At 59.7% G+C, this 26934-nt stretch carries 28 protein-coding genes and 1 pseudogene; 17 read left to right on the top strand and 12 right to left on the bottom strand.

Going from position 1 to position 26934, the window contains the following annotated elements:
• Nucleotides 1-114: 114 nt before the first annotated feature.
• A complete protein-coding gene (locus CAG25_RS06110) occupies nt 115-975 on the bottom strand; it encodes a MurR/RpiR family transcriptional regulator (RefSeq protein ID WP_169842436.1) in 861 nt (286 codons plus the stop codon).
• Between the two features lie 226 nt (nt 976-1201).
• Between CAG25_RS06110 and zwf the strand changes: the two genes are divergently transcribed.
• From zwf to CAG25_RS06090, 4 genes are all read left to right on the top strand, one after another.
• Complete coding sequence (gene zwf, locus CAG25_RS06105; RefSeq protein WP_085610784.1) at nt 1202-2668, top strand: glucose-6-phosphate dehydrogenase; 1467 nt, start codon at nt 1202-1204, stop codon at nt 2666-2668.
• Nucleotides 2655-3368 (top strand): 6-phosphogluconolactonase, encoded by a 714-nt coding sequence (pgl, locus tag CAG25_RS06100; RefSeq protein ID WP_085610783.1) that lies wholly within the window; start codon nt 2655-2657, stop codon nt 3366-3368. The genes zwf and pgl overlap by 14 nt, the downstream gene beginning before the upstream one ends.
• Before the next feature lie 17 nt (nt 3369-3385).
• A complete protein-coding gene (locus tag CAG25_RS06095) occupies nt 3386-4051 on the top strand; it encodes a bifunctional 4-hydroxy-2-oxoglutarate aldolase/2-dehydro-3-deoxy-phosphogluconate aldolase (protein WP_064598929.1) in 666 nt (221 codons plus the stop codon).
• Nucleotides 4052-4235: 184 nt separating this feature from the next.
• Nucleotides 4236-4952: an intradiol ring-cleavage dioxygenase gene (locus CAG25_RS06090; RefSeq protein ID WP_085610782.1), complete on the top strand. Its 717-nt coding sequence runs from the start codon at nt 4236-4238 to the stop codon at nt 4950-4952.
• Here the strand turns inward: CAG25_RS06090 and CAG25_RS06085 are convergent.
• Both CAG25_RS06085 and CAG25_RS06080 read right to left on the bottom strand, forming a co-directional pair.
• Complete coding sequence (locus CAG25_RS06085) at nt 4949-6130, bottom strand: aminotransferase class V-fold PLP-dependent enzyme (protein WP_085610781.1); 1182 nt, start codon at nt 6128-6130, stop codon at nt 4949-4951. The two genes, CAG25_RS06090 and CAG25_RS06085, sit on opposite strands and share 4 nt — an antisense overlap.
• Nucleotides 6131-6160: 30 nt before the next feature.
• Nucleotides 6161-6397 (bottom strand): DUF3820 family protein, encoded by a 237-nt coding sequence (locus tag CAG25_RS06080; RefSeq protein WP_003213031.1) that lies wholly within the window; start codon nt 6395-6397, stop codon nt 6161-6163.
• Between the two features lie 204 nt (nt 6398-6601).
• On the opposite strand from CAG25_RS06080, the gene CAG25_RS06075 reads away from it, so the two are divergent.
• Nucleotides 6602-7069: a PA2169 family four-helix-bundle protein gene (locus CAG25_RS06075; protein ID WP_064598919.1), complete on the top strand. Its 468-nt coding sequence runs from the start codon at nt 6602-6604 to the stop codon at nt 7067-7069.
• A 70-nt stretch (nt 7070-7139) separates the two neighbouring features.
• Here the strand turns inward: CAG25_RS06075 and CAG25_RS06070 are convergent, their stop codons facing one another.
• On the bottom strand, nt 7140-7610 hold the full coding sequence (locus CAG25_RS06070; protein ID WP_003227420.1) for a MaoC family dehydratase: 471 nt from the start codon (nt 7608-7610) through the stop codon (nt 7140-7142).
• Nucleotides 7611-7652: 42 nt separating this feature from the next.
• Nucleotides 7653-8597 (bottom strand): alpha/beta hydrolase, encoded by a 945-nt coding sequence (locus CAG25_RS06065; RefSeq protein ID WP_085610780.1) that lies wholly within the window; start codon nt 8595-8597, stop codon nt 7653-7655.
• A 248-nt stretch (nt 8598-8845) separates the two neighbouring features.
• Here CAG25_RS06065 and fadD2 point away from each other — a divergent pair, with 248 nt between their 5' ends.
• Nucleotides 8846-10534, top strand: a complete 1689-nt coding sequence (gene fadD2, locus CAG25_RS06060; protein ID WP_085610779.1) for a long-chain-fatty-acid--CoA ligase FadD2 — start codon at nt 8846-8848, stop codon at nt 10532-10534.
• Nucleotides 10535-10880: 346 nt separating this feature from the next.
• Entirely contained in the window at nt 10881-12578 is a 1698-nt protein-coding gene (fadD1, locus tag CAG25_RS06055; protein ID WP_074688296.1) for a long-chain-fatty-acid--CoA ligase FadD1, read from the top strand.
• A 165-nt stretch (nt 12579-12743) separates the two neighbouring features.
• Here fadD1 and CAG25_RS06050 read toward each other — a convergent pair whose 3' ends face one another.
• The gene (locus CAG25_RS06050; protein WP_007951149.1) at nt 12744-13121 is read right to left on the bottom strand and encodes a hypothetical protein; all 378 of its coding nucleotides are present in this window, start codon (nt 13119-13121) and stop codon (nt 12744-12746) included.
• Between the two features lie 197 nt (nt 13122-13318).
• On the opposite strand from CAG25_RS06050, the gene CAG25_RS06045 reads away from it, so the two are divergent.
• The 3 genes from CAG25_RS06045 to def all read left to right on the top strand — a co-directional run bounded on the left by CAG25_RS06045 (nt 13319) and on the right by def (nt 15180).
• The gene (locus CAG25_RS06045; RefSeq protein WP_064598911.1) at nt 13319-13510 is read left to right on the top strand and encodes a CsbD family protein; all 192 of its coding nucleotides are present in this window, start codon (nt 13319-13321) and stop codon (nt 13508-13510) included.
• A 177-nt stretch (nt 13511-13687) separates the two neighbouring features.
• The gene (locus CAG25_RS06040) at nt 13688-14638 is read left to right on the top strand and encodes a YihY/virulence factor BrkB family protein (RefSeq protein ID WP_039766115.1); all 951 of its coding nucleotides are present in this window, start codon (nt 13688-13690) and stop codon (nt 14636-14638) included.
• A gap of 2 nt (nt 14639-14640) precedes the next feature.
• On the top strand, nt 14641-15180 hold the full coding sequence (gene def, locus CAG25_RS06035; protein ID WP_064598909.1) for a peptide deformylase: 540 nt from the start codon (nt 14641-14643) through the stop codon (nt 15178-15180).
• Here the strand turns inward: def and CAG25_RS06030 are convergent, their stop codons facing one another.
• A complete protein-coding gene (locus CAG25_RS06030) occupies nt 15181-15600 on the bottom strand; it encodes a GNAT family N-acetyltransferase (RefSeq protein WP_085610778.1) in 420 nt (139 codons plus the stop codon).
• Nucleotides 15601-15936: 336 nt separating this feature from the next.
• Between CAG25_RS06030 and CAG25_RS06025 the strand changes: the two genes are divergently transcribed.
• The 6 genes and pseudogenes from CAG25_RS06025 to CAG25_RS29050 all read left to right on the top strand — a co-directional run bounded on the left by CAG25_RS06025 (nt 15937) and on the right by CAG25_RS29050 (nt 21270).
• On the top strand, nt 15937-16878 hold the full coding sequence (locus tag CAG25_RS06025) for a fatty acid desaturase (protein ID WP_085610777.1): 942 nt from the start codon (nt 15937-15939) through the stop codon (nt 16876-16878).
• Between the two features lie 7 nt (nt 16879-16885).
• Nucleotides 16886-17677, top strand: coding sequence for a phosphate/phosphite/phosphonate ABC transporter substrate-binding protein (locus tag CAG25_RS06020; RefSeq protein WP_085610776.1), 792 nt, complete (start codon nt 16886-16888; stop codon nt 17675-17677).
• A 127-nt stretch (nt 17678-17804) separates the two neighbouring features.
• Entirely contained in the window at nt 17805-18350 is a 546-nt protein-coding gene (locus tag CAG25_RS06015) for a sigma-70 family RNA polymerase sigma factor (protein WP_085610775.1), read from the top strand.
• A complete protein-coding gene (locus CAG25_RS06010) occupies nt 18347-19360 on the top strand; it encodes an ABC transporter substrate-binding protein (RefSeq protein ID WP_085610774.1) in 1014 nt (337 codons plus the stop codon). The genes CAG25_RS06015 and CAG25_RS06010 overlap by 4 nt, the downstream gene beginning before the upstream one ends.
• 590 nt (nt 19361-19950) lie before the next feature.
• Nucleotides 19951-20721, top strand: a pseudogene (locus CAG25_RS29055) (PAS domain-containing protein); the annotation flags it as partial.
• A gap of 9 nt (nt 20722-20730) precedes the next feature.
• Nucleotides 20731-21270 (top strand): methyl-accepting chemotaxis protein, encoded by a 540-nt coding sequence (locus tag CAG25_RS29050; RefSeq protein WP_371320920.1) that lies wholly within the window; start codon nt 20731-20733, stop codon nt 21268-21270.
• Between the two features lie 90 nt (nt 21271-21360).
• Here the strand turns inward: CAG25_RS29050 and CAG25_RS06000 are convergent, their stop codons facing one another.
• The 4 genes from CAG25_RS06000 to CAG25_RS05985 form a co-directional block, all read right to left on the bottom strand.
• Complete coding sequence (locus CAG25_RS06000; RefSeq protein ID WP_085610773.1) at nt 21361-21729, bottom strand: hypothetical protein; 369 nt, start codon at nt 21727-21729, stop codon at nt 21361-21363.
• 200 nt (nt 21730-21929) lie between these two features.
• Nucleotides 21930-22496, bottom strand: coding sequence for a hypothetical protein (locus tag CAG25_RS05995; RefSeq protein WP_085610772.1), 567 nt, complete (start codon nt 22494-22496; stop codon nt 21930-21932).
• A gap of 153 nt (nt 22497-22649) precedes the next feature.
• Nucleotides 22650-24071 (bottom strand): MFS transporter, encoded by a 1422-nt coding sequence (locus tag CAG25_RS05990; protein WP_085610771.1) that lies wholly within the window; start codon nt 24069-24071, stop codon nt 22650-22652.
• 125 nt (nt 24072-24196) lie between these two features.
• Nucleotides 24197-24637: a PACE efflux transporter gene (locus CAG25_RS05985; protein WP_064598890.1), complete on the bottom strand. Its 441-nt coding sequence runs from the start codon at nt 24635-24637 to the stop codon at nt 24197-24199.
• Between the two features lie 121 nt (nt 24638-24758).
• Between CAG25_RS05985 and CAG25_RS05980 the strand changes: the two genes are divergently transcribed.
• Nucleotides 24759-25631, top strand: a complete 873-nt coding sequence (locus CAG25_RS05980) for a LysR family transcriptional regulator (protein WP_085610770.1) — start codon at nt 24759-24761, stop codon at nt 25629-25631.
• Nucleotides 25632-25687: 56 nt separating this feature from the next.
• On the opposite strand, the gene CAG25_RS05975 is transcribed toward CAG25_RS05980, so the two are convergent.
• Nucleotides 25688-26719 (bottom strand): LacI family DNA-binding transcriptional regulator, encoded by a 1032-nt coding sequence (locus CAG25_RS05975; protein WP_085610769.1) that lies wholly within the window; start codon nt 26717-26719, stop codon nt 25688-25690.
• Between the last annotated feature and the right edge of the window lie 215 nt (nt 26720-26934).

Genomic DNA, 26934 nt, shown 5'->3' with positions numbered 1-26934 from the left:
CTTCGCGAGCAAGCCCGCTCCCACAGGTGACTGCATTCCATCTGGAGAAATACAGTCGAATGTGGGAGCGGGCTTGCTCGCGAATAGGCCGGACAATTCAGCCCAAAATTCGGATCAGTTGAACTCGTCACCCACCGGATACCGGCTCGCATTCAAGCTCTCTTTGATCTTGCGCAGATGCGGCTGGAAATCCACCCCGCGACGCAGCGTCATCCCCGTCGCCAGCACATCCAGCACGGTCAACTGAATGATCCGCGAAGTCATCGGCATATAGATGTCGGTGTCTTCCGGCAGCGGAATATTCAGGCTCAGCGTACTGGCCTTGGCCAGCGGCGAATTCTCTGCCGTCAGGCCCAGTACCGAAGCGCCGTTCTCGCGGGCGATGCGCGCCACCTCCACCAGTTCGCGGGTGCGGCCGGTGTAGGAAATGATCACGAACAGCTCGCCGGTGTGCGCCACCGAAGCAATCATCCGTTGCATCAGCACATCGGCGTGAGCAGTCACCGCCAGGTTGAAGCGGAAGAATTTATGCTGCGCATCCAGCGCCACCGGAGCCGAAGCACCGAGGCCGAAGAAGTGAATCTGCCGGGCCTGGATCAACAGGTCGACGGCGCGGCTGATAAGGTTCGGGTCCAGTGCCTGGCACGCGCTGTCCAGCGAGGCGATCGCACTGCCGAAAATCTTCTGCGTGTAGGCCTCGGGATTGTCGTCAGCTTCCACTGCGCGGCTGACATAGGCCGCGCCGCTGGCCAGGCTCTGCGCCAGTTGCAACTTGAGTTCGGGGTAGCCGCTGACGCCGAACGAACGGCAGAAACGGTTGACCGTCGGTTCACTGACCGACGCTGCCTGGGCGAGGGCGGCGATGCTGAAGCGGGTGGCCTGCTGTGGGTTGAGCAGGATCACTTCGGCGACTTTGCGTTCGGCCTTGTTCAGCTCTTCAAGGCGACTCTGGATCTGTTCCAGTAAATTTCGCACGCGGTCCATAAGAATTCCTAGATTCACCGGCGCCGATAAGCGCGCGGCTATGCAAATTGGGCCTTTGATGTGGCCCGTGACGGTGGCCTATCCTACTGATGGCTCCGACCGACCACCACTCGGAATCTGTATTTTGCGAAAATGTTGTGGTTATTACTACATTTTCCCTTGAGTGATGCCTTGAAAAAAGGTATTTGTAGCTTAACTTGATAAAAGAACAAACATCATGCCTTCGATTACGGTTGAACCGTGCACCTTCGCCTTGTTCGGCGCCTTGGGCGATCTGGCCCTGCGCAAGCTGTTTCCTGCCCTTTATCACCTTGATGGCGCCGGCCTGCTGCACGAGGACACGCGCATTATCGCACTGGCCCGTGAGGCGGGCAGCGAGCAGCAGCACCTGGCGTTCATCGCCGCCGAGCTGCGCCGTTACGTGGGCAAGGAACTGGACGAGGCCGTGGCCGAGCGCTTTCTGACGCGCCTGACTTATCTGCACGTCGACTTCCTCAAGGCTGAAGATTATGTGGCGCTGGCCGAACTGGCCGGCAGCACGCAGCGCATGATTGCCTACTTCGCCACTCCGGCGGCGGTGTACGGCGCGATCTGCGAGAACCTGGCGAACGTCGGTCTGGCGGAAAACACCCGCGTGGTGCTGGAAAAACCGATCGGCTCCGACCTCGAATCCTCGCGCAAGGTCAACGACGCCGTGGCGCAGTTCTTCCCGGAGAACCGCACCTACCGCATCGACCACTACCTGGGCAAAGAAACCGTCCAGAACCTGATCGCCCTGCGTTTCGCCAACAGCCTGTTCGAAACCCAGTGGAACCAGAACTACATCTCCCACGTGGAAATCACCGTGGCCGAAAAGGTCGGCATCGAAGGCCGCTGGGGTTACTTCGACAAGGCCGGCCAACTGCGGGACATGATCCAGAACCACCTGCTGCAACTGCTCTGCCTGATCGCCATGGATCCGCCGGCCGACCTGTCCGCCGATAGCATCCGCGACGAGAAGGTCAAGGTGCTCAAGGCCCTGGCGCCGATCAGCCCGGAAGGCCTCACCACGCAGGTGGTGCGCGGCCAGTACATCGCCGGGCACAGCGAAGGCAAGTCCGTGCCGGGCTACCTCGAAGAACCGAATTCCAACGCCCAGAGCGACACCGAAACCTTCGTTGCCCTGCGTGCCGACATCCGCAACTGGCGCTGGGCCGGCGTGCCGTTCTACCTGCGCACCGGCAAGCGCATGCCGCAGAAACTGTCGCAGATTGTCATCCACTTCAAGGAACCGTCGCACTACATCTTCGCCCCCGAACAGCGCCTGCAGATCAGCAACAAACTGATCATCCGCCTGCAACCGGACGAAGGCATTTCCTTGCGGGTCATGACCAAGGAGCAAGGCCTGGACAAGGGCATGCAACTGCGCAGCGGTCCGCTGCAACTGAATTTTTCCGACACCTGGCGCAGCGCTCGGATCCCCGATGCCTACGAGCGTTTGTTGCTGGAAGTGATGAACGGCAATCAGAACCTGTTTGTCCGTAAAGATGAAATCGAAGCCGCGTGGAAATGGTGTGACCAGCTGATCGCCGGGTGGAAAAAATCCGGTGACGCGCCCAAGCCGTATGCGGCCGGGTCGTGGGGGCCGATGAGCTCCATTGCATTGATCACGCGGGACGGGAGGTCGTGGTATGGCGATATCTGATGTGAAACTGCCCGAGGGCGTGAATGCCCGCGAATTCAAGAGCCCGGTGCTGCTCGCCGAAGGCCTGGCGCTGAATGTCGCCAAGCAGTTGAGCGAGGCTTTGGCCGCGCGTGGCAACGCCGTGCTGGTGGTGTCCGGCGGTCGTAGCCCGGTGGCGTTTTTCCAGCACCTGGCCAAGCAGGAACTGGACTGGTCGAAGGTCGTCGTGACCCTGGCCGACGAGCGCTGGGTGCCGGTCGAACATGCCGACAGCAACGCCGGTCTGCTCAAGCAATATCTGCTCAAGGGCCCGGCGGCCAAGGCGCAGTTCCTCAGCCTTTACAGTGCGGCGGCCAACGTCGAGCAGGCTGCGGACCAGGCTGATCGTTTGCTCGCCGAATTGCCGCCCATCGACGTGCTGGTACTGGGCATGGGCGATGACGGTCACACCGCGTCGCTGTTCCCGGACAGCCCGAACCTGGCCGAAGCCCTGCAAGCCGACGGCACCCGTCGCTGCTGGCCGATGCTGGCGCCAAGCGTGCCACGCCAGCGCCTGACCATGAGCCGGGCGCTGCTGGCCTCGGCGCGGCACAAGATTCTGTCGATTTCCGGTCAGTCGAAACTGACCACCCTGAATGCCGCACTGGCATCCAACGACGTCGCCGCCATGCCGGTTCGCGCGTTTCTGCAACCTACGTTAGAGATTTACTGGTGCCCATGAGCCAAGGAACAGCCGCTATGACAATTCCATCCCCGACCGTTTCCATGGCGGACAAAGTTGCCCTGATCGACAGTCTCTGCGCCAAGGCGCGGATCCTGCCGGTGATCACCATCGCCCGTGAACAGGACGTGCTGCCGTTGGCCGACGCTCTGGCTGCCGGCGGTCTGACCGCGCTGGAAGTGACCCTGCGTTCGCAGTTCGGCCTCAAGGCGATCCAGATCCTGCGCGAACAGCGCCCGGAACTGGTGACCGGTGCCGGCACCGTGCTCGACCGCAACATGCTGGCCGCGGCCGAAGCCGCCGGTTCGCAATTCATCGTCACCCCGGGCATCACCCGTGACCTGCTGGAAGCCAGTGTCGAAAGCCCGATCCCGCTGCTGCCGGGCATCAGCAATGCCTCCGGCATCATGGAAGGTTATGGCCTGGGTTATCGCCGCTTCAAGCTGTTCCCGGCTGAAGTCAGCGGTGGCGTAGCGGCAATCAAGGCCCTCGGCGGCCCGTTTGGCGAAGTGAAATTCTGCCCGACCGGCGGCGTCGGCCCGGCCAACATCAAGAGCTACATGGCGCTGAAAAACGTCATGTGCGTGGGCGGTAGCTGGATGCTCGATCCGGAGTGGATCAAGAACGGCGACTGGGCCCGCATTCAGGAATGCACTGCCGAGGCGTTGGCGCTGCTGGACTGATACTTTTCAATTAGTTGCAACCCTACACTTCGTTGTGTGTTCTACGGCTTTAACGGTGCGCTTGGTCGGTGCGCCGTTTTTTTTTGCCCGAAAAAACCTTCGTTATCTCGAGATACATAGTTACCGCACCCGGCCTCGCGTGTGGCGCTAACCTGCGTTCATCTTATGGAAGAGAGAATGCGTCATGGACAACCAGTCTTCAGCTCCATCGATTTATCAACTGGCCCCCGAGCAAGTCGCGGGGCCTTATTTTCGCAATCCCAAACTGCTGCGCCGCAACATCAGCGAAGGCGCCGAGGGCCTGCCGTTGCTGCTGCGCCTGACCATCGTCGATGCCATGACCGCCGAGCCGGTCAGTGGTGCGCTGGTGGATATCTGGCACTGCAACGCACGCGGCGCGTATTCCGGCTGGAGTCGGGTCAACCCGGATCTGGAAGTCGACGTCGAGGATATCGGCTCGATCCCGCGAACCGACGATGACACCTACCTGCGCGGCGGTCAGTTCAGCGACCACAAGGGCAGGGTGCGCTTCACCACGATCTATCCGGGTTTCTACGCCGGGCGAGCCCTGCACATTCACGTGGCGGTGCGCATCGTTGCCGGCAATGAATATCTGGAGGAGCGCAATGTAGCCTGGGTCGGCCAACTGTATTTCCCGGAGGTGGTCTCCCGCGGCGTGCTCAATAACAAGGCCTATCGCGGGCGAGGCTCGGCGCCGGTGTGTAACGCCGACGATGCCTACTACACCACTATGGGCGGAGAAGCATCGACCCTGACCGTCTGGCCGATCGGCCGCGACTCGCACGAGGACGGCTACTTTGGCCACCTCACGATCGGCATCGACACCTTTGCGGTGTCGTCGCAGATCAAGCCCGAGGACTTCGACAAGTACACGGTTTAACGCAGTTCGTTCAGCGCCTGAACCAGCAGCTGGATTTCCGTCGCCGTGGTGGTCAGCGACGGCGTGATACGGATGCATGGCCCACAGGCCGCGCCGTTGCGCACCACGGTGAACAGGTTGTAGTCGTTGAGCAGGCGTTCGACCATCGCCTGCTGGTCGGCATGACGGGTAAAACGTAGCGAGGTGATGCCGCAATACAGACGCGGATCGTCCGGGGTCGTGACTTCGATGCCCGGCAGATTGCGCACGGCGCTCACCCACAGGTTGCGCAAGTAATTCATCCGCGCGCCTTTGGCGGCCGCGCCACCCAGTGCGCGGTGTTCCTCGAACACCAGTGGCAAGGTCATCAACGCCGGAATGTTCGGCGTGCTGTAAGGCGTGCGCGAACGGATGTCGTCAGCCGAAAAATGCATCTCGCCCATGTCCGGGTCGATGTCGGCCAGGCGCTGCGGTGCAATGTAGATAAAGCCGAGGGTCAGCGGCGAGCCGATCCACTTGTGCAGGTTGTACCCGGCGAAGGCGATGCCCAACGCTTCGAGGTCGAACTCGATCTGCCCGAGAGCATGGGCGCCATCAAGGATGATATCGACGCCATGCTCCTTGGCCAGCGAGGCAATGGCCTGCACCGGCATCACCAGCCCGGTGCGGTGGGTGACGTGAGTCAAAGCCATCAATTTGAGCTTCGGATAGCGGGTAAAGGCTTCGCGGTAAGTCGCCAGCAGGCTGTCGAAGCTGGCCGGGTGGGCGTGCTCGATCTCGATCACCTCGACCCCGCGATGCTGCGCCAGCCAGCGCATGGCGCCCTTGACCGTGTCGTACTCCAGATCGCAGATCAGCACCTGGTCGCCTGGCTGCAGGCGGTTGTAGTTGCGGATCAGCGATTGCAGGCCGGCAGTGGCGTTGTGGGTGAACGCCACGCTTTGCGCGCGGACGCCGATCAGCTCGGCCAGTTGCGCGCGGATGTCGAGGAGGTCGTGCTGTTCGAAACGTTGGCGCACGTAGATCGAGTTGCTGTTGTTGATCAGCTCGACGTTGCGCTGATACTCCTCGATCACGGTGCGCGACATCCGTCCGAAGTAGCCGTTCTCCAGGTTCACGGGGCCGGGGTGGCGATCGTAACGGTCGGCGAAGGTTTGCCAGAAGGCTTCGTCTCGGGCGCGGCGGGTGTTATCGGGCATGGTCGACTCGACTCGGATCAGGATGACGCCTCAGTGGCGCGGGGCAGGCTTGCCATGTTTGGCGCGCAGCGGTTCGAGCAGTTCCGACAGGCCGTTGTGATCGATTTCCTGCATCAATGCCAGCAGCCCGCCCAGTTCTCCATGGGGAAAACCTTCCCGGGCGAACCAGTTCAGGTACGGGCCCGGCAGGTCGGCAATGATCCGGCCCTTGTACTTGCCGAAGGGCATTTCGCGGGTGATCAGCAGTTCGAGCTTTTCAGGGTTCATCGTTGAAATCGTCTGGGTTTGAAAACACGTTGGAAAATACAGGCATTCTGCATGCAGGCCAAATGACAGATCATGCAAATAACAGGCATACAGATTTTCGTTTTATTTTTAAGTCGTTGAAAATTAACGATTAATTTCTTTTCGAAAAGCTGGCACGACCACTGCAACACTCCTTGTATCTTTCACCACGCAAGGAATTGAAAAATGACTGACATGAATAAAGAAGCCATCTCCGTCCTCAACGACCTGATCGAAACCAGCAAGGACGGTCAGGAAGGCTTCAAGACCTGCGCTGAAGACATCAAGCACCCAGAACTGAAAGCCCTGTTCACCCAGCGCTCTGCCGATTGCGCCACGGCGGCGGCCGAGTTACAGGCGGCCGTGCGTTCGATGGGCGGCGATCCGGAAACCTCGACCAGCGTCAGCGGTGATCTGCACCGTCGCTGGGTCGACGTCAAAGCGATGTTCACCGGCAAGGACGAAGAGGCTGTGCTCAACGAAGCCGAGCGCGGTGAAGACCATGCGCTGAAGGCTTATCGTGAAGCGATCGAGAAGATCAACAAGCACAACCTGGTCGGCATTCGTGACCTGGTGGAGCGCCAGTACCACGGCGTGCAACGCAATCACGATCAGGTGAAGGCGCTGCGTAACCAGGCTCGCGCACGCTCGTAAGCGTTCGAAGCCCACAAAAAACGCCAGCTGGTCTGGCGTTTTTTTGTGTCCGGATTTAACCGGGGGACCATCAGCCGATGCTGATGGCCGGCAAGGTCGGCAGGGTAACGGTTTGCTGTTTACGCGGGGCCAGGATCTCGGCTTCGCCATCCACCACCAGCTCATCGCGCTGGTTGAATACGCGCGTGGCAATACGCACGCGGAATTTCGGCAGTTTCTCCAGAATCTCCAGACGTACTGTCAGGGTGTCGCCGATCTTCACCGGCTTCTGGAAGCTCATCTGCTGGCCAATATAAATGGTGCCCGGTCCAGGCAGCTCGCAAGCCACGGCCGCACTGATCAGCGCACCGCTGAACATGCCGTGGGCGATGCGTTCCTTGAACATGCTGGCGGCGGCGAACTCGGCGTCCAGGTGCACCGGGTTGTGGTCACCGGACATCGCGGCGAACAGCTGAATGTCGCGTTCCTCGACAGTCTTGCTGTAGCTCGCGGTCTGGCCCACTTCGAGGGCTTCGTAAGGGATGTTGGTAACCTGGGTCATGGGTCTGAATTCCTGTGACGGATGAAATGAATCCACAAAAAATTATTCGCTGCGGTGCGGCCGGCGATGGCTCAGGGCCTGGTCGATCCAGGCCAGCACATCGGCGGTCACTTCGTCGCGGTTGCTCTCGTTGAACAATTCGTGCCGCGCCTGCGGGTAGATCGTGATTTGCAGGTTCTGGCTGCCGGCCGCGCGCAAGGCATTGGCCAGATCAGTCAGACGCTTGCCTTCGCTCACCGGATCACATTCGCCGCCGATCACCAGCAGCGGCAGGCCCGGATCAATCTGGGCGAGATTGGACGCTTTGCTGATTTGCTGCAACCCGCCGAGCAAGTCGATCCACATCTGATTGGTGCAGCGAAAGCCGCACAGCGGGTCGGTGGCGTACTTGTCGACCTCGGCCGGGTCGCGACTCAGCCAGTCAAATGCGGTGCGCGCCGGTTTGAATTTATTGTTGAACGAGCCGAACGACAGCCATTCGATCAGCGCGCTGCGACCCTTGGCGCCCTGGCGCAGCTTTTCAAACCGGGCGATCTGCCGGGCCGCGCGGTACAGCGCAACCGGCTGGAAATTCGAGCCGCTGAGAATCGCGCCATGCAGGCTGGCGCTGTGATGCAGTAAATAAGCCTGGGCAATGTAACTGCCCATGCTGTGCCCGAGCAGCACGATCGGAACCCCTGGATGACGCTGGCCGAGGAACTGGTTGAGGCTCGCGATATCTCCAACCACCTTGCACCAGCCGTCGTCATCGGCGAAATGCCCGAGCGTCCCATGATCGGCGGTTTTGCCATGGCCACGCTGGTCAAGAGCGTACACACCGTAGCCTTCGGCGCAGAACGCCTCTGCCAGCCGAGCGTAGCGGGCGCTGTGTTCGGCCATGCCGTGGGCCAGCAGAATCACCGCTTTCAGCGGCGCGTTCGGCAGCCACAGGTTGACGAAGAGACGGCTGCGGTCACTCGCGTCCAGCCAGAAGGTGTCGTGGATCATGGCGATTCCTTTTGCGGCCTGTTTTTGCTCAAGCGTCGTGCAGAGGTTGCATTGTATAGCGCGTCCGATCAGCTCACGCCACGGCAGGAAGATTCACACGATCAATGACGACCTTGCCCATATTTGCCTGATTGACCATAGCTGCTAGTGTCCGTGAAGCCCCGCTTTTTGCTCTCGGCTTTTTCAGGGACAGAAAGAAATGACAGCGAAGCGGCCCCGGATCGGCTCAGGTAAAGAGGACAAGAACAATGCAACCTGATTTCTGGAATGACAAACGCCCGGCGGGCGTACCCCTGGACATCGACGCGGGTGAATTCAAGTCGGTGATCGAGGTGTTCGAGCGTTCCTGCAAGAAATTCGCTGATCGCCCGGCGTTCAGCAACATGGGCGTGACCCTGACCTACGCCGAGCTGGAGCGCCAGAGCGCCGCGTTCGCCGGTTATCTGCAAGCCCACACCGATCTGGCGCCGGGGGATCGCATCGCGGTGCAGTTGCCCAACGTCCTGCATTATCCGATTGCCGTGTTCGGCGCGTTGCGCGCCGGGCTGATCGTGGTCAACACCAACCCGCTGTACACCGCGCGGGAAATGCGCCACCAGTTCAAGGACTCCGGCGCCCGGGCGCTGGTGTACCTGAACATGTTCGGCCAGAAGGTCCAGGAAGTGCTGCCGGACACCGACATCCAGTATCTGATCGAAGCGAAGATGGGCGACCTGATGCCCACCGCCAAGGGCTGGCTGGTCAACACTGTGGTCAGCAAAGTGAAGAAGATGGTGCCGGCGTATTCGCTGCCCCAGGCGACTTCCTTCAAGAGCGCTCTGCGCCTGGGCCGGGGCCTGGGCATCAAGCCGCTGAAGGTCGGCCTGGATGACATCGCCGTCCTGCAATACACCGGCGGCACCACCGGCCTGGCCAAGGGCGCGATGCTCACCCACGGCAATCTGGTGGCGAACATGCAGCAGGTGCGCGCCTGCCTTGGTCAGTTCGGCAGCGACGGCCAGCCGCTGTTGCGCGAAGGGCAGGAGGTGATGATTGCGCCGCTGCCGCTGTACCACATCTATGCCTTCACCGCGAATTGCATGTGCATGATGGTGTCGGGCAACCACAACGTACTGATCACCAACCCGCGTGACATCGGCGGCTTCATCAAGGAGCTGAAGAACTGGAAGTTCTCGGCGCTGCTGGGGCTCAACACGCTGTTTGTCGCGCTGATGGATCATCCGGACTTCAAGACCCTGGATTTCTCCACCCTCAAGCTCACCAACTCCGGCGGCACCGCGCTGGTCAAGGCCACCGCCGAGCGTTGGGAGCAGATCACCGGTTGCCGGATTACCGAAGGTTACGGCCTGACCGAAACCTCGCCGGTGGCCTGCACCAACCCGTACGGCGAGCTGTCGCGGATCGGCACGGTCGGTCTGCCGGTGCCGGGCACTTTGTTGAAAGTCATCAACGACGACGGCGTCGAGCAGCCGCTGGGCGAGCGCGGCGAGTTGTGCATCAAGGGCCCGCAGATCATGAAGGGCTACTGGAACAAGCCCGAGGCCACCGCCGAAGTGCTGGATGCCGAGGGCTGGTTCAAGTCCGGCGACATTGCAGTCATCGACCCGGACGGTTTCGTGCGCATCGTCGACCGCAAGAAAGACATGATCATCGTCTCCGGTTTCAACGTGTATCCGAACGAAATCGAAGACGTGGTGATGGCCCACCCGAAAGTTGCCAACTGCGCAGTGATCGGCGTGCCGGACGAGCGTTCCGGCGAGGCGGTGAAGCTGTTTGTGGTGGCGCGGGAAACTGGAGTCAGCCTGGAAGAGCTGAAGGCCTACTGCAAAGAAAATTTCACCGCTTACAAGGTGCCAAAACACATCGTGCTGCGTGAGTCGTTGCCGATGACGCCTGTCGGGAAAATTCTGCGCAGAGAGTTACGCGATATCGCATAAAAGAATTGCGCTTCACTCTATCGCGAGCGGGCTCGCTCCCACAGGATCATCAGTGAACCTGTGGAAGCGAGCCCGCTCGCGATTTTTTTGTTTCAAGCCCCCGAAAACCGGGACTTTCAAGGTGTTATAGGATTTTTGCTCTAAAATGACTGCCAGTAGTTCTTGAGTCATGAAAATGACTGTAGGGGCCGCTTTTGGCTCTAGTCGACCCTTGGCAAAGCTGCTACTCTCGGCGCGCTTTGTGACTTCTCGGCCTTGTAAAAAGCCAGACTCACCAATAAACAAACACCAATAATAATCGCATCAAATGCGGTGCTGAATTCGCGTTGCTGAGGAGTGGGCTTCCATGATCGAAGACTTTTGGAAGGATAAGTACCCCGCTGGAATTGCTGCCGACATCAATCCAGACGAGTACCCGAATATTCAGGCAGTGTTGAAGCAATCCTGCCAACGCTTCGCCGACAAACCGGCGTTCAGCAACCTGGGCAAGACCATCACCTACGGTGAACTGTACGAATTGTCCGGTGCGTTTGCCGCTTATCTGCAACAGCATACCGATTTGCAGCCCGGTGATCGAATCGCCGTGCAACTGCCCAACGTGCTGCAGTACCCGGTCGCCGTCTTCGGTGCCATCCGTGCCGGGCTGATCGTGGTCAACACCAACCCGCTGTACACCGCGCGGGAAATGGAACACCAATTCAACGACTCCGGTGCCAAGGCGCTGGTGTGCCTGGCGAACATGGCGCACCTGGCCGAAGCCGTGGTGCCGAAAACCGGCGTCAAACACGTCATCGTCACCGAAGTCGCCGACCTGCTGCCGCCGATCAAGCGCCTGCTGATCAACAGCGTCATCAAGTACGTGAAGAAAATGGTTCCAGCCTATCACCTGCCAAAAGCCGTCAAGTTCAACGACGTGCTGAGCAAGGGCCAGGGCCAGCCGGTGGCAGAAGCCAACCCGGACAGCGGCGACGTCGCGGTGCTGCAATACACCGGCGGCACCACCGGCGTGGCCAAGGGCGCGATGCTCACCCATCGCAACCTCGTCGCCAACATGCTGCAGTGCAAGGCGCTGATGGGTTCCAACCTCAATGAAGGTTGCGAGATCCTGATCACGCCACTGCCGCTGTACCACATCTATGCGTTCACCTTTCATTGCATGGCGATGATGCTGATCGGCAACCACAACATCCTGATCAGCAACCCGCGCGACCTGCCGGCGATGGTCAAGGAACTCTCGAAGTGGAAGTTCAGCGGCTTCGTCGGCCTCAACACGCTGTTCGTGGCCCTGTGCAACAACGAAGGTTTCCGCAAGCTGGATTTCTCGGCGCTGAAAGTCACCCTGTCCGGCGGCATGGCCCTGCAACTGGCCGCAGCCGAGCGCTGGAAAGCGGTCACCGGTTGCCCGATCTGCGAAGGTTACGGCATGACCGAAACCAGCCCGGTGGCCACGGTCAACCCGATCCAGAACATCCAGATCGGCACCATCGGCATTCCGGTGCCGTCGACCCTGTGCAAAGTCATTGACGACGCCGGTGTCGAGCAGCCGCTGGGCGAAATCGGCGAGCTGTGCGTCAAGGGCCCGCAAGTGATGAAAGGCTACTGGCAGCGTCAGGAAGCCACCGATGAAATGCTCGACAGCGAAGGCTGGCTGAAGACCGGTGACATCGCGCTGATCCAGCCGGACGGCTACATGCGCATCGTCGATCGCAAGAAAGACATGATTCTGGTGTCCGGTTTCAACGTGTATCCGAACGAACTGGAAGACGTGCTGGCGGCCCTGCCGGGCGTGTTGCAGTGCGCAGCCATCGGCGTTCCGGACGAAAAATCCGGCGAGGCGATCAAGATCTTCATCGTCGCCAAACCGGGTGTCACCCTGACCAAGGAACAGGTGATGGAGCACATGCGCGCCAACGTCACCGGCTACAAGGTGCCGCGTTCCGTGGAGTTCCGCGATGCGTTGCCGACCACCAACGTCGGCAAGATCCTGCGTCGCGAACTGCGTGACGAAGAGCTGAAGAAGATCAAGGCGAAGAACGCCGCGTAAAACAGGAAGCCCCGCAGATGCGGGGCTTTTTGTTAGTGCAGGTTGTAGATTTGTAGTGACTGTGAGGTCGCTTTCGCGAGCAAGCCCGCTCCCACATTCAACCGCGTTCCTCCAATTGGAATACAGGCGAATGTGGGAGCGGGCTTGCTCGCGAAGCTTTTTCTGCTACTGGCGGAACGGCGCGAAGTTCACGTTGGTCCCCGCCGGGCGCATGTCCTGCAGGTACGAGTCCTTGTCGGCGCTCAGTTCCAGGCTCAGGGCCGCCTTGCGTTTGCCTTCGTTTCGGATCACCAGGCCTTCGAGTTTCTCGCGCAGGAACACGGTCGGCACTTTCAGGTGCAGCAGTTCGTCGGTGGCCGGGGTGTGCATCAACAGGTGAATCCACTCGTACTGACCGATCGCCAGGCGCGACACCGGCAGGTCGAACCACCAGATGTTGCGGTTACGGTTCAGTTCGGCGAAGTGGCAGTTGTTGGTGCCGAGCACGGCACCGCCCAATTCCTGGTTGCGACGGGCGATGGCCTGCTTTTTATCGAGTTTCATAACATTCCTGCGGGGTCGGTTCTGTGGCGCCTGGCGCCCTTTTGATGGGCATTCTCGGGGGTACGCTCGTAAACATAAAGCCCAACCTGCACACCGCGACGAAATGAAGCCCTGAAAATAAATGAAACTTGGCGCAAACCGGGTCAGTCAATCATTACGTACTGACTTTCCCCGTTAATGTTCCAAGGAGAATCACCATGGGTAGCACGAGCGATAAAGTGAAAGGCATGGCCAACGAAGCGGTCGGCAACGTCAAGCAAGGTGTCGGTAAAGCCACCGATAACACCAAACTGCAGGCCGAAGGCAAAGTGCAAGAGAAGAAAGGCGAGGCCCAGCAAGCGGTGGGCAAAGCCAAGGACGCGGTCAAGAAAGGCGTCGACAAGGCCTGATCAGGCCTTGAACGAAACAGCGAAGCGGCCATCCAAGGATGGCCGTTTTCGTATCCCGCTCACATGCGGTCAAGGAACACAGTGTTTCAAAGTCGCCAAGTAAGCTACTTTGATGAGAGAAAAACGGCCCCTGAGTCGCCACGACTTCAACCTGTTTTGCGGCGAAAGGAGACGCGAATGATTTTTCCGGACATGAAAGGTCTGCCCCTGCACCGGGTGATGGTGCGCACGGTCACCGAATTCGTCGACGACGAGATGTCGACCTACGCCTCGGCACTGGCCTACCAGATGCTGTTCTCGCTGTTCCCGTTCATTCTGTTTCTGATTGCCCTGATCGGTTTCCTGCACCTGCCGGACTTCTTCTCCTGGCTGCGCCTGCAATCGGAGCTGGTGTTGCCGCCCCAGGCGCTGGAGCAGGTCAACCCGGTGATCGATCAACTGCAGCAATCCAAGGGCGGCCTGCTTTCGGTGGGTATCGTCATCGCCCTGTACACCGCGTCTGCCGGCGTGCGCCTGATGATGAGCGCGATGAACGCCGCCTACGACGTGGTCGAGGGGCGGCCCCTGTGGAAGCGCTTTCCGCTGTCGATCATCTACACCGTCGGCATCGCCGGCATGTTGCTGGTGGCCGCGGCGCTGATGGTGCTCGGGCCGCAGGTGATGGGCTGGATCGCCGCGCAGGTCGGGCTGGAAGAAGTCATTGTCACTTTGTGGACCATCGCCCGCTGGCCGGTGATCGTGATCCTGATGATGGTGGCCGTGGCGCTGATCTACTACGTGATGCCCGACGTCAAACAGGAATTCCGCTTCATCACGCCGGGCTCGGTGCTGGCGGTGGTGGTGTGGATCATCGCGTCCCTGGGCTTCGCGTTCTACGTCAAGACGTTCGCCAACTACAACGCCATGTATGGCAGCATCGGTGCAATCATCGTGCTGTTGCTGTATTTCTACATTTCCGCCGCCGTGTTGTTGCTCGGTGCGGAGATGAATGCGGTGATCGAACACATGTCCAGCGAGGGCAAGGATTCGGGCGAGAAAGTCCCCGGCGAACTCGATGAACATCCCAAACAACACGTTTCCGGCCTCGGGCGCGATCATTCGCTCAAGCCGAACACTGACGAAGCCTGATCATGATCCGTGAAATCCTGAAGATGGGCGACGAACGCCTGCTGCGCATCGCGCCGCCGGTGCCCGCCGAAATGCTCGACAGTCCCGAGCTGTGGCAATTGATTGACGACATGTTCCAGACCATGGAAAGCGTCGGCGGCGTTGGCCTGGCCGCGCCGCAGATCGGTGTCGATCTGCAACTGGTGATCTTCGGTTTCGAGCACAGCGAGCGTTATCCGGACGCCGAAGCAGTGCCGCAGACGATCCTGATCAACCCGCTGATCACGCCGCTCAGTCCGCTGATGGAAGAGGGCTTCGAAGGCTGCCTGTCGGTGCCGGGCCTGCGGGGCGCGGTGGATCGATACCAGCGGATCCGTTACGAAGGCGTCGACCCCAAGGGTGAGCCGATCTCGCGGGTGGCCTCAGGGTTCCATGCGCGGGTGGTACAGCATGAATGCGATCACCTGATCGGGCGGCTGTACCCGTCGCGCATTACCGATTTCAGCAAGTTCGGTTTTACCGAAGTGATGTTTCCGGATCTCGATCCCAACGCTGACGACTGACTAGCCCGCGCGCGGTGCCAGTTCCATGGCAATCATCGGCTTGCTCCGCGCATACCGGCTCAAGCGTTCGGCCATGGCCTGGGGCAGGGCGGGGTCGAAGGTGAAGCTGCGCCGCTCGTAGAATCCGCGCAAGTCCGGGTGGCAGAACAACCACACCGGCCCCTCGACGTCCTTCACCGCTTCGGCAATCAGCTGTGCGGCAATGCCTTGCTCACGGCAGGCCGGATCGACGAACAACCCGGTCAACCAATGTCCGCCGAACACCGGCCGCAGGCACAGCGCCGCCACGATTTCCTCCCGCCGCGCCACCCACAATTGCGCCTCGCGCACGGCTTTCATCGACGATTGATGCTGGCGGTAGAACTTGTTCATCAACGGCCAGGAGAGGTCGTCGAGCTGGCTGTAACGGATGTCGGTCATGAATCGGACTGCCGGTGCAAAAGCTGCGGATTATAAAACAACGTGCCCGCCGGGATAGGTGTATACCTGATCTCACATCCCCCCTGAGTGGAGTACGCATCATGTCCAAAGGTATGGATTCGAAAAAAGCCGCGAAGAAGAAACCGGCCAAGACCGCCATCGAAAAACGCCACGAGAAGAGGGCGAAAAAAGTCGACATCTTTGGCCATTGATCACGCCGTTCGGGAGCCCGGATCCGGGCTCCTGTCTTGCCTTGAAAACAGCCCGCAAAAATAATCTGCAAGATTTCCCGTTGGTGTTGCACAGAACGATCAGACCCTCGTTCCGAGCCACGCCATGCCCCACTATTTCGACGATGCCCATCGCCTACAGATCGAAACCCTGCGCCAGCGCTTCACCGCCCGCACCGAGTGGCCGACCTGGCTGCTGCTGATTGGCGTATATGGGGGCTGGTTCGCGATTGTGCTGGGCAGCGAATGGCTCGGCGTCTGGTGGAGCACGCTGCTGCTGATTCCGTTGCTGGTGCTGTGGCTGTCGGTGCAGCACGAATTGCTCCACGGTCATCCGACGCGCTGGACCTTCGTCAACAAAATCCTCGGCTATGCGCCATTCGCGGTGTGGTATCCCTACACGCTCTATCGCGACAGCCATTTGCAGCACCATCGCGATGAAGACCTGACGATTCCCGGCGTCGATCCCGAAAGCCGTTACCTGAGCGCCGAGCGTTGGCAGGGCCGTTCGTTGTTCGAACGCAGCCTGCACTGGCTGAACAAAACCGTATTGGGCCGATTCATTCTTGGCGCGCCGCTGGCGTTGCTGGCGCTGGCCGGTGAAGAACTGCAACGTCTGAAAAGCGGCGAGCGCCAGGCCTGGCTGATGTGGTTGACCCACGGCGCCCTGACCGTGCTGATGCTTTTTTTCATCGCCCGCTACAGCGTGTTGCCGGTGTGGCATTACCTGTTTTTGATCAGCGTCCCGGCGCTGTCGATCGCGATGGTTCGCTCCTACTATGAACACCGACCGCACACGCAACCGGAGCAGCGCACGGTGCTCAACGAAGCCGGATGGCCGTGGCGCTGGCTGTTCCTGAACCTGAATTTCCATCTGGTGCACCACGACTTGCCGAAGCTTTCGTGGTACGACTTGCCCGAGGCCTACCGCATGCGCCGGGAACAGTGGGTGGCGCGCAGCGGCGGGTTTCTGGTGCAAGGTTATGGGCAACTGTGGCGCCGGCACGGCATCAAGCCGATCGACAGCCCGCAGCATCCGTTTATTTGAGGCGACCATGACGTCAGGTTACGCAGAACTGTTGATGTACATCGCACCCGAGCCGATTCGCGCGGCGAACGAGCAGTGGCTGGCGCGGATTCTCGAACACCTCGGCCGTTCGCGGCTCGATGCCGACGGCTTGTCGTTGCTTGAACTTTGGCGCTCGCCTGATTTGTTGCTGACCCAGACCTGCGGCTATCCGCTGATGACCGCGCTGCGTGGGCAGGTCAGGATTGTCGGTCGTCCGCGTTACGAATTGCCTGACGCCACTGCCGGCAATCATTGCAGCCTGATCCTCACCCGTGCCGATGATCCGCGCCGCAATCTGGCGGAGTTCTTCGACAGTCGCGGGGTGATCAACAGCGAGGACTCCAACAGCGGCATGAACCTGTTGCGTCAGCGTCTGGCGCCGCTGCATCGGGACGGTCAGTTTTTCGCCTCTGTGGGCATCAGTGGCGGGCATCGCGAAAGCCTGCGCTGGTTGCGCGAAGACCGCGCCGATCTGGCAGCCATCGACAGCGTGACCTTTGCGTATCTGGCGCAATACGCCGCCGCAGAGGTCAGCGGCTTGCGGGTGGTGGCACGCAGTGCGTTCAGCCCGACCTTGCCCTTCATCACCGCTGCCAGCACGACGGACGAACAGATTGAACACCTGCGCCGGGCGATGAATCGCAGCCTTCAAGACCTGCCCGATGTGGCCCGCATCCTCGGTTTGCCCGAAGTCCTGCCCGCCAGTGAAAGTGATTACCTCGTCCTGCAGGATTATCAGCGCGAGGCCGAAGAACTGGGTTATGGCCGCTTGCGCTAGCAGTCTCTTGTAATTCACTAATGGAATATAAAAATTCTTTTTAAGTATTTTTAACGCATAAGGCGCCTTGCTAGGATCGCGCCACCGGACGACCGGACATTCAGCGACCCTTGACCAAGGAGCCCCCATGTCCGGCGCCGACTCATCCCATCGCAATCATGTGCACACGTTGTTTGGCGACCATTACCAGTGGTTGTGCACACGTCTGCGTCGGCAATCGAATGATGCGGCCACCGCCGAAGACATCGCCGCCGAAACCTTCGCGCAACTGCTCGAAGCGCCGGGCCTGACCGCCATCCGTGAACCCCGCGCCTTGCTCACCACCATCGCCCAACGCCTGCTGTACGAGCGCTGGCGGCGGCGTGATCTGGAGCGTCGGCATTTGCATCAGCTTCATCAGGGTGACTTCGACCACCCGCCGTCTCCCGAAGAACTCGCCGACCTGTCGCAGAGCCTCAAGCACCTGGACCGGACGCTCCAGCGCCTGCCGGGCAAAGTCCGTTCGACCTTCCTGCTGGCGCGAATCGACGGCCTGACCTACCCGCAAATCGCCGCTGAACTGGGTATCTCCCAACGTTCGGTGAGCCTGTACATGACCCGCTCCCAGGCCTTGTGCAACCGCCACAGCGCCAACCAAACCCTGATTTCCTCCCAGAACAAGAGGTCCGCATGAGATCGCTCAAAACCCTGCTCGGCAGTTCGCTGCTGGCCCTGACCCTGACCGCCGGCCACGTCGTGGCAGCGGAAAAAACCGCGCCGATCCACTTCGGCGACATCACCTGGGAAAGCGGCAGCTTCATCACTGAAGTGCTGCGCCTGATCGTCGAGAAAGGCTACGGCTACCCGACCGATACGCTGCCGGGCAGCACCGTCAGCCTGGAGGCGGCGCTGGCGAAAAACGATATTCAGGTGATCGGCGAAGAGTGGGCCGGGCGTAGTCCCGCGTGGGTCAAGGCCGCCGCCGAGGGCAAGGTGTTCGGCCTCGGCGACACGGTAAAAGGCGCCACCGAAGGCTGGTGGGTGCCGGAATACGTGATCAAGGGTGACCCGGAGCGCGGGATCAAACCGCTGGCGCCGGAACTGAAATCCGTGGCCGATCTGCCGCGCTACAAGGATGTGTTCAAGGACCCGGAAGACCCGAGCCGCGGGCGCTTCCTCAACAGCCCGACCGGCTGGACTTCTGAAATCGTCAACAGCCAGAAACTCAAGGCGTATGCGTTGAACGACAGTTACGTCAACTTCCGCACCGGCTCCGGCGCGGCGCTGGATGCCGAGGTGGCGTCGTCGATCAAGCGGGGCAAACCGGTGCTGTTCTACTACTGGTCGCCGACGCCGCTGCTCGGTCGCTTCAAACTGGTGAAGCTGGAAGAGCCACCGTTCGACGCCGAAGCCTGGAAAACCCTGGCCGATGCCAACAACCCCAATCCGAGAGGCACCCGTTCGATGCCGGCGAGCCTGGCGATTGGCGTGTCGGCGCCGTTCAAGGCGCAGTATCCGGAGCTGGTGACGTTCTTTGAAAAGGTCGACTTGCCGATCGATCTGCTGAACCAGACTCTGGCCGGGATGAGCGAAAAGCGCCAGCAGCCACGGCAGGTGGCCGAGGCGTTCCTGCGCGATCAACCGCAAGTGTGGAAGCCTTGGGTGCCGGGTGATGTGGCGAACAAGGTGAGTGGGAGTCTGTAGTTCTTTTCCGATATTTCTGTAGTGCTGCACCGACGCCATCGCGGGCAAGCCCGCTCCCACAGGGTTGTGCGCAATGTTAAAGCCAGCGTGGTACCTGTGGGAGCGCGGCTTGCCCGCGATGGCGTCCGACCGGCAAAAACGTTTTTGCGCTGAACCGTTTCTCGTCCGCTTCCTGTCCGAACTCCCGCATTACTGGCCGACTAGTGGCCTTGCGCAAGGCCTTGCGCTGTCTATGCTCATTCATAACTAACTATGTCGACCGCCATTCAAAGCGCTCCGGCGGCAATCGGTTAGCCGTGAACAAAGCTGCCAGAGTGCGCAATCCAAGGCACCGACACTTGACCGACAAGGAGCTGTTTTTTAAATGGAAGTTCTTCTGCATGTTAGGAATGGCCCGCCTGCGGGCTATCAAGAAAAGGATGTCTTGATTAGAGCGTCGCTGCATGGACTCTTTGATTAGTCATCGTTTATCACCTGACAACTTCCTCCCGTGGAGGAAGGCGTGTGCCTGTTCTGTGGAACGTAGTGGTGGATTCTGAAAGACCTGAACTTTCATCAAATCAAAAGAACGCGCGGAAGGTGATAGAGACATGTTCAACCTACATCACAAGGCTGATCTGCAGGAAATCGAACGTTTCAGCTGTGCCCTGACCGAAGCCAACGCCAAGCTGGCGGCGATCAGCCGTTCGATGGCAATGATCGAATTCACCCCCGAGGGCATCGTTCTGGATGCCAATGACAACTTCTGCAAGACCATGGGCTACAGCGCCGATGAAGTGCGTGGCAAACACCACCGGATCTTTTGTGAAGAGGAGTTTTACCGCAGCGAGGAATACGCCAAATTGTGGCGTGACCTGGCCCGGGGCGAACCCATCAGCGGCACTTTCCTGCGTTTGAACAAAAGCGGTCGGGAGATCTGGCTCGAAGCCAGTTACATGCCGGTGTATGGCCCGGACAAACAGGTCCGAAGTGTGATCAAAGTGGCGGCGGACATCACCGCGCGAGTGAACAAGGAGAAGGAAGAGGAGAGCATGCTGGCCGCCATCGGTCGCTCTATGGCGGTGATCGAGTTCACCCCGGAAGGCAATGTGATCACGGCCAACGACAACTTTCTCAAAACCATGCAGTACTCGCTCAACGAAATCGTCGGCCATCACCACAGTCTGTTCTGTCACCGGGTCGAAGCCGAATCCGCGCAATACAAGGCGTTCTGGGCTTCGCTCAATCGCGGCGAATATCACTCGCACCGCTTCGAGCGCAAGAACAAGTCCGGGCAGACCGTTTACCTCGAAGCTTCTTACAACCCGCTGTTCGACGCCAAGGGCCGGTTGTACAAAGTGGTGAAGTTCGCCAGCGACATCACCCACCAGATGACTACCTTACAGACTGCTGCGGAATCGGCTCACAGCACCTCGGTACAAAACGACGCCTGTGCGCAAAAAGGCTCACAGGTCGTGCAGCAAACGGTGCAGATCATTCAGGACATTTCCCGCGACCTCAACGAAGCGGCGCTGAGCATCGATGCGGTCAGCAAACAGTCGGACATCATCGGCACCATCGTTCAGACCATTCGCGGCATTGCCGATCAGACCAACCTGCTGGCGCTCAACGCCGCCATTGAAGCGGCGCGGGCGGGTGAGCACGGGCGGGGTTTTGCCGTGGTGGCGGACGAGGTGCGCAGCCTCGCGGCGCGGACCAGTCAGGCAACCCTGGAGATCGTTGATGTGGTGCGCAAGAACCACGAGTTGTCATTGAGCGCAGTGTCGAGCATGCAGTCGAGCCTGAGCCGCACCGGGCTCGGGGTGGAACTGGCGAACGAGGCGGGGGATGCGATTCGGGAGATTCAGCAGGGCTCGCGGCATGTGGTGGATGCGATCAGCCAGTTCAACGAGACGTTGCAGCTAAATTAATTAAGTCTGCGAGTGATGGTAATGCCGCTCGTTCAGTAAGCCTCGATTAGAATCAAGGGCTCTGGCAACATTCAGAGCCCTTGATGCTTGTTACAGTAGGTCATACGTTCCGTCAAACTCTCCCTCTAACTTCAAGAGCCGGCCTATGCCATCGTAATAGTACACAGTGAAAGTCGCAGTGTGATGAGCGAAAGTAGGATCAACTGTCAACCTTACCTCCCCGTCGCAATGGTATCCCAGATATGTCATGAGGCCATTGTGGCCCGTCCCCACCCGGATGGTGTTGAGGCCCTCCGAGATCGGGACGCCATAAACGATGACCACATTGCCGACTGGTGCGTAGGCAAGGAACTGATCAACGGTGAATTCGATACGCTCCGAATCATAGTCCTTTCCCAAGTCCACGTTGTTGAAGAAACTCTTTGCTTTTAAATGACCAACGAAACCATCCCTTCTCATGATGAACTCCTGCTCAGCGTCATTAATCTTTGTGTAGATGCATGGCAGCTACCAGCTCGATTAAACGGATCTGATCTGACGATGGCTACTGTCATATCTGACAGGTAAGTCGTTCTTTCCGATGAGTGGTCAAGGTAGTGTGCGAGATAAACACCGGGAAACAGAGCAGACAGTACTCGATTGAGTACTGTCTACGGGTATTAAAGTGAGGCGAGGAACTTGTCCGCCGACTCGTCGCTGATCTTCGCCGAGTTGGCGTCTTGCTTGTTCTGCTTCTCGGCTTCGGCCAGCTTCATCTTGTCCTGCAGTCGCTCGGCGATTTCTTTGCCGATGGCCAGTTGTTTCTCCGGCGGCATGGCTTTGATGTCGTCCTCGGTCAGGCCCATTTCCTGGAGGATACTGTCGCGCAGACGCTGTTCCGGCGTTTTGCTCATGTAGTCCTTGAACTCATCCATAGCCGATGAGCCCGTGGATTTGGTCTGCGAAGAATCGGAGGTTTGCAGAGCGACACGGGTCTTGGCGAACGCTTCGTCGACGTTGTCGCTGATGCGCGTGGCTTCGCTGACTTGCTGGGTCGCCAGTTGCGAGGCCGATTCCTGCACCTTGGCGGTGGCTTCGGCGGTTTGCGCCTGGGCCTGGTTTTGCAGGGTTTGCAGCATCGCGCCGTGCAGGCCGCCTTGCAGTCCGGCTGCGGCGGTGGCGGTTGCATCGTCATTCAGCTGCTTGGGTAGATGAATGATTTGTTGTTGTTTTGCACTGACCAACATGATGAATGAACCTGTAGGTAATGACTGTCAGCCCTAGGCAGCAATTACCGTGCCTGTTGAATAAATTCATATTTATCAACGGCTTGTGGTTTTTTGTGAACAGGCAAAGCGGTCATCCCTTGCCAGTGGGCGGCAGAGGATGACCGTTGTCCGTCAGCGATGGGCAATGTTTTCCAGCGCCAGGTTTCGGGTGCGGGGGCCGAAATAGCCGATGGTCAGCATCACGATCAACATGCTGGCGACGATGAACGCCAACACGCCCGGTGTGCCGAAGTGGTCGAGGAACAGACCGATCAACAGGCTGCTGAATACCGTCGACAAGCGACTGAACGAATAGCAGAAGCCCACCGCCCGGGCGCGGATGTTGGTGGGGAACAGCTCGCTCTGATAGGAGTGATAACTGAAGCTCAGCCAGGCGTTGCAGAAGGTGATCATCACACCGCAGAAGATCAGGCCAAAGGCGCTGGTCTGCAGGGCGAACAAGGTGCCGAAGGTCATGGCGCCGAGGGCCGAGCCGACGATCTGCCACTTGTTCTCGAAACGGTTGGCGAATTTGACGAACAGCAGCGGGCCGAGGGGGTAGGCGAGGGTGATGATGAACGCGTACATCAAGCTGTGAGTGACGCTGACGCCCTGACCGGAAAGCAACGCCGGCAGCCAGTTGCCGAAGCCGAAGAAACCGATGGCCTGGAAAATGTGAAAGACGATCAGCATCAACGCGCGGCGGCGATAGGGCGGTAGCCAGATATCGGCGAAACGGCCCTTGCCTTCGACATCGACGGCTACCGCTTCCGGTGCATCCAGTGGCTTGCGGTGATCCTTCTCGCAGCGCGCCTCGATGTTATCGAGAATCCGGTTCGCCTCATCGAAGCGGCCATGCTGCGCCAGCCAGCGCGGCGACTCCGGCAGACGTTTGCGCAGCCACCAGATGAACAGTGCAAACACTGCGCTGGCCAACACCACCCAACGCCAGCCGGACACCCCGAACGGCGCTTGCGGCACCAGCCAGCAGGACATCAACGCCACTGCCGGCACCGACAGGAACTGCACGAAAAATGCGAAGGCAAACGCCGAACTGCGCATGCGCTTGGGCACCAGTTCCGAGAGGTAGGCGTCGATGGTCACCAGTTCGATGCCGAGGCCGATGCCCACCAGAAAACGCATGCAGATGATCCCCAACGCCGAACTCTGCACGCCCATCAGTACCGTGGCCACGGTGTACCAGACCAGCGCGAAGGTGAAGATCGCGCGCCGACCGAACCGATCAGCCATCGGGCTCAGCAGACTGGCGCCGAGAAACAAACCGAGGAACGTCGCTGAGGCGAACGCAGCCTGATCGGAGAAACCGAACACGCCCTGATTGCCGGTGGCGAAGATGCCATCGCGGATCAGGCCGGGGCTGATGTAGGCGGTCTGGAACAGGTCGTAGAGTTCGAAAAAACCACCGATCGACAGCAGCGCCACCAGCCGCCAGAGGGTGGCGACTGCCGGGAGGCGGTCGATGCGGGCGGAGATCTCGGCGGCGCGTATCGGGTCGATGCCGTCGCATTGCGCGGCGGGGGCGTGTGCAGTCATGGGCTGATCCATTTTTTATTGATGGAAAAGCTTAGCCTGCTATCGGAAATCAAGGATTGTTTATATCGGCGGTTGGCGCAGTAAAACCGCCGATTTCTTGCAATATCCGCTTACCAATTAACGATTTATGTCGCGGGCTGCGGATCCGGCAATGCCGAGGCCGGAAGGCCGAACACCTTATCGAACAGCCAGTTGAACGCGAAGGTGTAGCAAGGGATGAACACGATCAGCGCCAGATCCAGCAAAAAGGCCTGCACCAGACTGATGTTCATCCACCAGGCGATCAGCGGAATCAGGAACACGATCAGCGTCAGCTGGAAGCCGACGGCGTGGGCGATGCGCCGTTTCACCGTGCGGGTGCGCGACACCTGACGGCTTTCCCAGCGCTCGAACAGCGAGGTGTAGATAAAGTTCCAGGTCACGGCGATGGTGGTGATGATCACCGCCAGCGGGCCGGTGCTGCCGGGCGAAGTGCCGGACAACAGGGCCAGGCCAAGGGCCGAGAAGGTCATGCCGATCACTTCATAGAGCGAAACATAGACCAGTTTGCGTTTAACGCCTTGCATGGGGAATTGCCTCTTTCTTGCGACTTGTGGCCAGTGGGACTGGCGAAGGCGACGAAAGATAGCTTCAATAGAGGTGACAGAAAAAGTCAGTAGTTTTCAGTTTTATTGACAGGTGTGAGACGTGAATTTCAACAGTGAAAGCATCGAGCTGTTTCTTGCCGTGATCGAGCGCGGCTCGTTTTCCGCCGCGGCCAGGGCATTAGGCAAAGTCCCGTCGGCGGTGAGCATGGCCATCGGCAATCTGGAGGCCGAACTCGGTTACTCGCTGTTTGATCGCAGCCATCGCGAACCGCAACCCACTGCGATGGCGCTGTCGCTGGTACCCCATGCGCGGCTGATCGCCGATCAGCTCAAGCAATTGCAGGTACACGCGGTGCAGTTGTCGCTGGGGCTGGAGAGCAAGTTGTCGATCGGCGTGGCGGCGGATATTGATCGCCGACGGTTGCTGACGGCGATCAAGGACCTCAGCGAGCGTCATCCGCTGCTCGACATCGAAGTGCTGACTGCGCCGCAGGATGATGTGCTGGCAATGCTTCACAGTGGCCGGGTCAGCGTGTGCCTGGCGTTCGCCGGGTTGAGCGTGAATGTGCTGGAACGGTTTCAGTTCGTCGGCAGTGAGCGAATGATCGCCACGCTGGCGGCGGATAGCCCGCTGTTGCAGGGACAGGATCTGTTTCTCGAGGATCTGGTGCATGTGCGGCAGATCGTCGTCGGCAGTCGTGATTTGCCGATCAGCGAAACCCGGCCGCTGGTGGCCGAGTCCCACTGGCGCACCGACAACCTGGAAACGGCGCTGGAGATGGTCGAGGCAGGGTTGGGCTGGGGCAATTTTCCGCTGTCGGTGGTGCAGCCCTGGCTTGATAGCGGACGGCTGAAACGGCTGAATTTCCGCAACATCGAAAACGGCCTGGTGCTGCCGGTGCATGCGGTATGGCTCAAGAGCCAGCCGTTGCAGAAGGGCGCGCTGGCTCTGGTGGAGTTGCTTGGGAAGTGAGGTGATCTTTCCCACGCTCTGCATGGGAACGATCAAAGTCTGGGAGTGATGCGGGGTCAGGTGCTCTCGCGGATTTTGAGTTCGAAGCCCATGTCCTCCACCGGTCGCGCCACGCTGTTGCCGGCCATCAGCGTCAGCATCTGCTCCGCCGCACGCTTGCCGATCGCTTCGCGGGGTGTGTTGATGCTGCTCAGGCGCGGCACCATGTGCTCGGACATCGGCAGGTCGTTGAAGCCGAGGATTGCCACTTGCTCGGGGATCCTGATCCCGTTGCGCAGCGCTTCGAGCAGGGCGCCCTGAGCCAGGTCGTCATTGCCGAAGAAGATCGCATCGACATCCGGATGCGCCGCCAGCAATTGCAGGAACAACTCGCCTCCCAGACCTACGGACGATGAACGCGGGGTCAGCACTTCCAGATCCGGGTCGTAGCGCCCGGCCTTCTGCAACGCCTTGCGAAAGCCTTCACCGCGCAGCAGGGTGCGCTGATCGAGCTGCGCACCGATGTACGCCAGGCGCTTGCGGCCACGGGACAGCAAATGTTCGGCAGCCGTTTCGCCGGCGCTGAGCTGCGAGAAGCCGACGCAGTTCACCCCGGCGGCGCTGTCCAGTTCCATCATGTACACGCAGGGAATGTTGCTGGCCTCGATCATCCGCCGCGAACTTTCGGTGCGGTCAAAACCGGTCAGCAGCAAACCGCGTGGCTGATAGGCCATATAGTTGCGCAGCAGGTTTTCTTCTTCATCGCGGGAATAGTGGAAGTTGCCGATCAGCACTTCGAAGCCTTTGGGCGTCAGTACCCGATGAATGGCTTCCAGGGTGTCGATGAATAAAAGGTTGGACAGCGAAGGCACCAGAACCACCACCGAATGGCTCTGGGCCGAGGCCAGGGCGCGGGCGGCGGGGTTGACCACGTAGTTGAGTTCCAGCGCGGCTTTCTGGACTTTTTCCACCAGTTCGATGGCGACCGTGCTGACCCCACGCAGCGCGCGGGAGGCGGTAATCGGGCTGACGCCGGCCAGACGGGCGACTTCATTGAGGGTGGGACGGCCGGTGGTGCGGGTGTTTTTATCGTTTTTAGGGGTGGTCATCGGGCGGCTTGCCAAACAAAAATCAAGGCACTAAGGTAGCGCTGTCCTTATGCAGCTGCAAATGCGTAAGCGAGGTCCTGCCTGATCTTCGCTTTTTGGCGTACGGACAAAACCTGCTGCAACCCAAAAAAACGACAAGAAGGCGTCGGCAACTTCTGCCTGTGCACTAGAGTCATAGCTAGCAAAGGTAGCGCTGTCTGCGCGCTGAGGTGTTA

It is taken from the genome of Pseudomonas sp. B16(2017), from assembly GCF_002113205.1.
Taxonomy (GTDB): Bacteria; Pseudomonadota; Gammaproteobacteria; order Pseudomonadales; family Pseudomonadaceae; genus Aquipseudomonas; species Aquipseudomonas pharyngis.
The sequence above is the reverse complement of the archived record's forward strand: the minus strand, read 5'-3'. Positions and strand labels throughout refer to the sequence as shown.